Source organism: Hippea jasoniae, from assembly GCF_000744435.1.
Classification (GTDB): domain Bacteria; phylum Campylobacterota_A; class Desulfurellia; order Desulfurellales; family Hippeaceae; genus Hippea; species Hippea jasoniae.
The window spans coordinates 235,292-242,533 of sequence record NZ_JQLX01000012.1 but is presented as its reverse complement, the minus strand read 5'-3'; the positions used below and the strand labels follow the sequence as shown (position 1 = coordinate 242,533).

Genomic DNA, 7,242 nt, shown 5'->3' with positions numbered 1-7,242 from the left:
TATACTTGCGTTCAGGTTTTGAATTTAGAAAAGTTTTTAATAAACCTAACAAGAAAGGATCTTTTTATGGAGAAATTTGAAAGATGCGTTATTGACCCATCAAGTGTGATAGGTGAAAATACACAGATTGGTTATTTTACCGTTATAGGTAGGGATGTAAAGATAGGCAAGAATTGCCAGATAGACAATAATGTTGTTATTCATGAGGGTACAATTATTGGTGATAATGTCAGAATTGATGATAATACCGTTATTGGCAAGCAACCAATGAAATCACCCATTAGTGCAACAACAAAAAAACAGCAACTACCACCAGCAATGATTGCGGATAATTGCTTGATAGGCACATCAGTTGTGATTTATGCTGGTTGCAAGATAAATAAGAATGTGCTTGTAGCAGATCTATCTACCATTAGGGAAAATGTTGAGATAGGCGAATACACGATTGTTGGAAGAGGCGTTGCAATAGAAAACTTCTGCACCATTGGCAAACGATGCAAACTTGAAACAAATGTATATATCACAGCCTACTCTGAAGTTGAGGATTACTGCTTTATAGCTCCAGGTGTTTTAACATCTAACGACAATTATTTAGGCAGAAGTCAAAAAAGGTTTAAAGAATTTGGTGGGGTTAAAATTCAAAAAGGTGGAAGAATAGGTGTTGGTGCGGTTATATTGCCAAACAAGACTATAGCTGAAGACAGCGTGGTTGCCGCTGGAAGCCTTCTTACAAAAGACACTCAACCCAAAAAGATCTATGCAGGCTTACCTGCAAAATACTTTAGAGATGTGCCAGAAGATGAGCTGTTGGAGAATCAATTCAGCATTAAGCGCTAAGTATCAAGGACTAAGTTTTAAAAGGGGAAAACGTAATCATGAAATGTGAAAATTTGGATGTTTGGAAAAAAGGCTGTAGGCTTTCTATTGAAATATACAAATATTTCAAAGACCTGAAAGATTTTGGCTTTAAGGATCAGATAACAAGAAGCAGTTTGTCAATAGCTTCTAATATTGCAGAAGGAATGGAAAAAGAGTCCGACAAAGAAAAGATTAGATTTATCGAAATCGCTAAAGGTTCTTGCGCAGAATTAATAACGCAGATATATATTGGAATAGAAATTAATTATATAGAAAAGCAGTTGGGTTTAAAATAGATTAAAGAATTAAATGAAATTTTAAAAATGCTGACAGGTCTAAAAAACAATTATATAAAAGTTCTAAGCTCTAAGAGTTAAGTTAAACGCCAAAAATTTAATCTCAACTTTTAACGCTTAGCGCTTAACACTTAATACTTAACGCTTAACGCTAACTCAGGAGGTTTTATGAAAAACTTTGTCCTAATAGGTGCAGCAGGTTATATCGCACCAAGACATATGAAGGCAATTAAAGATACCGGTAATAATCTGCTTGCAGCAGTTGATCCAAACGACAGTGTAGGCATTATAGATTCATACTTTCCAGAAGCCCATTTTTTTACAGAATTTGAAAGGTTTGATAGGCATGTTGATAAGCTAAGAAGAAGAGGAAATAAGGTAGATTTTGCATCTATCTGTTCCCCAAATTACCTTCATGATGCTCATATAAGATGGGCATTGAGAAGTGGAATAAACGCAATATGCGAAAAACCTCTTGTTTTAAATCCCTGGAATTTGGATGCTTTAGAGGAGATAGAGCAAGAAACAGGGAGAAAAGTTTACAATGTTCTTCAATTAAGACTTCATCCTTCAATCATTTCACTAAAGGATAAGATAGAAAAAGAGACTTCTAAAGAGAATAAAAAATACAACATAGACTTGACCTATATAACCTCAAGAGGCAGATGGTACTTTGTTTCGTGGAAGGGAGATTTATCAAAGTCCGGCGGTGTTGCAACAAATATCGGAATACATTTCTTTGATATGCTGATGTGGCTTTTTGGTGAGGTAAAGAACAGCGAGGTTCACTACTGTGAGCCTTTAAAAAAGATGGCAGGCTTTATAGAGTTAAAAAAAGCTTATGTTAGGTGGTTTTTGTCAGTGGATTATAACGATTTACCCGATGATATAAAACAAAAAGGTCAGAGAACATACAGATCTATAACAGTAGATTCAAAAGAGATTGAATTTTCTGGTGGCTTTACAGACTTGCATACACTTGTTTATAAAGATATATTAAACGGCGGAGGTTTTGGCATTAAAGATGCAAGACTATCTATTGAGCTTGTGCATCAGATAAGAAATATAAAACCTGTTGGATTTAATGATAGAGTACATCCTTTAGCAAAGAGATTGATGAATGGATAAATGTGGGATATGAGTGGATGAGTTAATGAGAGGATGTGCAGATGAGATTAAGGGTAGATGAGTAAAAGGAGCATTAGTGATGAAAATTGACTTTGCAAAACTTACATATCAGTATAATTTGTATAAAAATGAAATAGATAAAGCCATTCAACATGTTTTAAATCATGGGAAATATATTATGGGGCCTGAGATAAATGAGCTTGAAGAAAAATTATGTGAATTTACTAGTGCAAAAAATGCTATAACATGTGCCAGTGGAACAGATGCCTTATTACTTGCTATGATGGCTCTTGATATAAAACCAGGAGATGAAATAATAACAACTCCATTTACTTTTATAGCAACAGCTGAAACAATAGCACTTCTTGGTGCAAAACCTGTATTTGTAGATATAGATGAAAAAACATATAATATTGATGTATCAAAAATAGAAGAAAAAATAACTTCTAAAACAAAAGGTATTATATCAGTTAGTTTATATGGACAGCCAAGCGATTTAGATGCAATTAATGAAATTGCAAAAAAATATAATTTATTTCATATAGTTGATGGTGCTCAAAGTTTTGGAGCCACTTACAAAGGTAAAGCAGAAGTTCATTACTGTGACATATACACAACAAGCTTTTTTCCTGCAAAACCTCTTGGTTGTTATGGAGATGGTGGAGCAGTTTTAACAAATAATGATGAATTAGCTGAGAAAATTAAAATGCTAAGAGTTCATGGGCAAAATAAAAGATACAACCACAAATATATCGGTATTAATGCACGAATGGATACTATACAGGCAACTATTCTGAATATAAAGCTCAGGCATTACCCAGAAGATTTAAAAAAGCGCCAACAGATTGCTGAAAAATACACAGAATTACTCAACTCATCCACCCATCCACTCATTCTACCATTTACTAAAGATGATAGAACAAGTGCATGGGCGCAATATAGTATAAGAGTAAAAAATAGAGATGAAATACAAGCAAAATTAAAAGAAAAAGGAATTCCAACAGCAATTCATTATCCTATGCCACTTCACTTGCAAGAGTGCTTTAAATATCTTGGCTACAAAGAAGGAGATTTTCCAGTGGCTGAGAGAGTTAGTAAAGAGATTATAAGTTTGCCAATGAATCCTTATTTGAGTGATGAGGAGATTGAGTATATTAAAGAGGCCTTAATAGGTGATAAATAAACTAAAACCAAAAAGTGAATTTGCAAAAAATGTTTTAACTCTTATGACAGGTACAACTATAGCTCAAGCCATACCAATAGCTATTAGTCCAATTCTTACAAGGCTTTATACTCCTGAAGATTTTGGAATATTTGCCTTGTTTGTATCAATTACTTCTATTTTAGGAAGCATAGCAAGTGGTAGTTATGAATATGCAATAATGCTTCCAAAAAAAGATGAAGATGCTATAAATATTGTGGCTCTTGGTATTATTATAACAACTATTTTTTCATTTATAATTTTTTTAGTCGTTTTATTTTTTAATAACAAAATAGTAAAACTTTTAAATAATAAAGAGATTTCTTTGTGGCTTTATTTCATACCCTTAGCAGTATTACTCACAGGTTTTTATAATGTGCTTAATTACTGGAACAATAGAAAAAAATATTATAAAGATTTGGCAAAAGCTACAGTTATAAAATCAATAGCAAATACTATTACTCAATTAAGTTTAGGGTTTATAAAAGTTGGAGCGAGTGGTCTTATTAGTGGACAAGTAATTTCTCAAATGTTTGCTAATGGGAAGTTATTTAAAAATTTGATCAAAGAAAAAACTATTTTAAAAAAAATAAACAAAAATAGTATACTATTTTTGTTTAAAAGATATATTAAGTTTCCAAAGTACTCTTTGCCTAATGTATTGATTGATTCTTTTAGGGAACAAGGATTTAATATATTAATAAGTTCAGTGTACAATATAACAACTTTAGGACAGTATTACTTAGCTCAGAGAATGTTGAAATTACCAATGTCTATTATTGGAAGTTCAATATCACAAGTTTTTTTACAAAAAATGAGTGTTGTTGATAAAAGAGAACTTTTTAACTTATCTTGGAATTTTGTAAAAAAAGCTTTGATTATTTCATTGCCAATATTTACTGTAGTCTATTTTTTTGCGGGTGATCTGTTTATTATAATATTTGGAGAAAAATGGAAAACTGCTGGAGATATAGCTTCCATTTTATCTTTCTGGATATGCTTAACTTTTGTTTCATCACCATTATCAAATATATTTATTATCTTAGAAAAACAACATATTGTTTTAATATATGCTATTATTTATGCTATTGTACCAATAGTATTGATTTTTTTAATGCAAGACTTTATTCAAATGTTAAAGTTGTTATCTTTTAGTATGATAGTAATTTTGGTTGTATTTATTGGGCATATTTTTTACATTTTACAAAGAGAAAGACTATGATTTTTAGAGATATTTTAGGATATTTAAATGGAGAAAAGTTTCATAATGGTTTATTGGTTGATATACCGTATAGTGATTTAATATTTAGGAATAACTACTTATTAAATATTTCAAAAGGAAAAAAAATTTTACACATAGGTTTTGTAGATCATTTACCGTTAATTGATAAAAAGATAGCGACAGATAATTGGCTACATAATAAATTGATTAAGGTTTCTAAAAAATGCATTGGAGTGGATATAAATAAAGAGGGAGTTGAATATCTTCAAAAGAAGTATAAAATAAAAAATATTTTTGCATTAGATATACTTAATGATGAATTTCCTTCTGAAATAGTAAATGAACAATTTGATTATTTATTATTGCCTGATGTTATAGAACATATTGGTAATCCAGTGCTATTTTTATCAAAATTGAAAAAAAGATTTCCTAATGTTAATAGATTTATTATTACAACACCAAATGCATTTTGCTTAGATAATATTAAATTTGCTTTGAAAAGTAAAGAATGTATTAATACAGATCATAGATTTTGGTTTACCCCTTATACATTGTCTAAAATTTTGATTGATAGTGGATATGAATTAGATAATATTTTATTTGCAGAACATGCAAGTAGATTATCAAGGAGAAGAATAATAAAAAATATTTTAATTAAAAAATATCCTATGCTGCGAGATACAATTATAATGGAAGTAATATGAAAACCATAGTTCTTTTTACAGGTTCATATCCGTATTCTGTAGCACTGGAAGATACTTTTATTGAGCCAGAGTTAGAGGTATTGTCAAAACATCATAAAATAATCATTATTCCTTTAGCTAAAAAGGGTAATCGTAGTAGATTTGTTGACAAATTACAAAATGTAAAAGTTTATGAAGATTTAGATGAATTTAATAAAAACAAGATTTTTTTATATTTAAAAAATATAGATGGAGAATTTTTTAAAGAATTAAAATATATCACCAATAAGAAGCATTTTATAGATTTACTTAAATATTATTTAAGATATATTTGGATTAAAGATAATATCAAAAAACTTATCAAAAATAATGTTTTAAATGCGGATTACATCTATTATACCTATTGGTTTGATTATACGACAACAGCTTTACGTAGTTTAAAAAAACAGTTTAATTTAAAAGTCATTACAAGAACTCATAGATATGATTTGTATGAAGAAAGAAGAGGTGGGTATATTCCTTTTAGAAAAGATGATGTGAGAAATATAGATAAAATTGTAACTATTTCTATGCAAGGATATAATTATTTAAAAAGAAAATATAATTTGCAAAATCTTTATAATAGCTATTTAGGAGTGAAAGATTTGCATATAATAAATCCTATCAATATTTCAAATACTCTTAAAATAGTTTCTTGCGCTTTGATGTCTCCAGTAAAAAGAATAGATATGATTATGGAGTATTTATCAAATTATTCTAAAAAATATAATATAAATATAGAGTGGCATCATATAGGAAATGGTATTTTAGAAAATGAATTAAAACAACAAAAGAAAAAGTTACAAAATGATAACTTTATAATAAACTTTGTTGGGTTTTTAGAAAATAGAGATATATTTGAATATTATAAAAAGAATTCATTTGATTATTTTATAACTTTAAGTGCAAGTGAAGGGTTGCCTGTTAGTTTAATGGAAGCTTGTAGTGTAGGACTTCCAATTATAGCTACAGATGTTGGTGGAATAAGTGAGATAGTAAAAAATGAAGTAAATGGTTTTTTGCTTTCAGCAAATCCAGATTTTGGAGAGTTTGAAAATATTTTAACAAAAGCTATAAACTTAAAGAAAAGTATTGAAAATTACAAAAAAATGAGAGAAAAATCGAGAGATATTTATATAAAAAACTTTAACTCAAACGATAATCATGAGAAATTTGCTGAGTTTTTGGAAAGGTTTTAGATGATAACAATAATAAACTGCGGAATGGGAAATGTAGGCTCTGTTGCTAATATGATAAAAAAAGTAGGCGGAAAAAGCATAATTACTTCTAATAGAGATGAAGTAAAACATGCAAAGAAATTAATCCTTCCTGGTGTTGGAGCTTTTGATAATGCAGTAAAAAATTTAAAAGATTTAGGTTTATGGGATTTGATAAAAGAAAAAGTTTTGCTTGAAAAAGTTCCTATTATGGGGATTTGTCTTGGTATGCAACTTCTAACAAAGGGAAGCGAAGAGGGTGAGTTGAAAGGTTTTGGTTTTATTGATGCTTATACTAAGAAATTTAAATTTGAAGATAATAAGTTAAAGGTACCACATATGGGATGGAATACGGTAAAGATTACAAAAAAGTCAAAATTGTTCGAAAATATGGAAAATCAGGAAAGTAGGTTTTATTTTGTACATAGCTATTATGTGGATTGCTATAATAAAAATGACATTTTAACAATCACTAATTACGGAATAGATTTTGTATCAAGTTTTGAGAATGATAATATTATTGGTGTTCAGTTTCATCCTGAAAAGTCTCATAGGTTTGGAATGCAATTGTTAAAAAATTTTGTGGAGAAATATTAGA

The 7,242-nt window shown here is 29.4% G+C and carries 7 protein-coding genes and 1 pseudogene; all 8 read left to right on the top strand.

The features are described from left to right. Positions 1–66 precede the first annotated feature (66 nt). Positions 67–837, top strand: a complete 771-nt coding sequence (locus EK17_RS04885) for an N-acetyltransferase (RefSeq protein ID WP_035586604.1) — start codon at positions 67–69, stop codon at positions 835–837. A gap of 38 nt (positions 838–875) precedes the next feature. Further along, positions 876–1,151, top strand: a pseudogene (locus EK17_RS04880) (four helix bundle protein); the annotation flags it as partial. Between the two features lie 171 nt (positions 1,152–1,322). Then, the gene (locus tag EK17_RS04875; protein ID WP_035588033.1) at positions 1,323–2,282 is read left to right on the top strand and encodes a Gfo/Idh/MocA family oxidoreductase; all 960 of its coding nucleotides are present in this window, start codon (positions 1,323–1,325) and stop codon (positions 2,280–2,282) included. Between the two features lie 79 nt (positions 2,283–2,361). Next, positions 2,362–3,465, top strand: a complete 1,104-nt coding sequence (locus tag EK17_RS04870) for a DegT/DnrJ/EryC1/StrS family aminotransferase (RefSeq protein WP_035588031.1) — start codon at positions 2,362–2,364, stop codon at positions 3,463–3,465. Then, entirely contained in the window at positions 3,455–4,705 is a 1,251-nt protein-coding gene (locus EK17_RS04865; protein ID WP_051904435.1) for a lipopolysaccharide biosynthesis protein, read from the top strand. Before EK17_RS04870 ends, EK17_RS04865 begins: the two co-directional genes overlap by 11 nt. Next, positions 4,702–5,409, top strand: coding sequence for a class I SAM-dependent methyltransferase (locus tag EK17_RS04860; RefSeq protein ID WP_035588029.1), 708 nt, complete (start codon positions 4,702–4,704; stop codon positions 5,407–5,409). The genes EK17_RS04865 and EK17_RS04860 overlap by 4 nt, the downstream gene beginning before the upstream one ends. Next, a complete protein-coding gene (locus EK17_RS04855; RefSeq protein ID WP_035588027.1) occupies positions 5,406–6,626 on the top strand; it encodes a glycosyltransferase in 1,221 nt (406 codons plus the stop codon). Before EK17_RS04860 ends, EK17_RS04855 begins: the two co-directional genes overlap by 4 nt. Beyond that, positions 6,627–7,241: an imidazole glycerol phosphate synthase subunit HisH gene (gene hisH / locus EK17_RS04850; RefSeq protein WP_035588025.1), complete on the top strand. Its 615-nt coding sequence runs from the start codon at positions 6,627–6,629 to the stop codon at positions 7,239–7,241. It begins immediately after the preceding gene. Position 7,242: the final 1 nt, after the last annotated feature.

What these genes read in the sequence shown, in the direction of transcription:
- EK17_RS04885 (WP_035586604.1), top strand. Translation starts at nt 67, where the DNA reads ATGGAGAAATTTGAAAGATGCGTTATTGACCCATCAAGTGTGATAGGT.
- EK17_RS04875 (WP_035588033.1), top strand. Translation starts at nt 1,323, where the DNA reads ATGAAAAACTTTGTCCTAATAGGTGCAGCAGGTTATATCGCACCAAGA.
- EK17_RS04870 (WP_035588031.1), top strand. Translation starts at nt 2,362, where the DNA reads ATGAAAATTGACTTTGCAAAACTTACATATCAGTATAATTTGTATAAA.
- EK17_RS04860 (WP_035588029.1), top strand. Translation starts at nt 4,702, where the DNA reads ATGATTTTTAGAGATATTTTAGGATATTTAAATGGAGAAAAGTTTCAT.
- EK17_RS04855 (WP_035588027.1), top strand. Translation starts at nt 5,406, where the DNA reads ATGAAAACCATAGTTCTTTTTACAGGTTCATATCCGTATTCTGTAGCA.
- hisH (WP_035588025.1), top strand. Translation starts at nt 6,627, where the DNA reads ATGATAACAATAATAAACTGCGGAATGGGAAATGTAGGCTCTGTTGCT.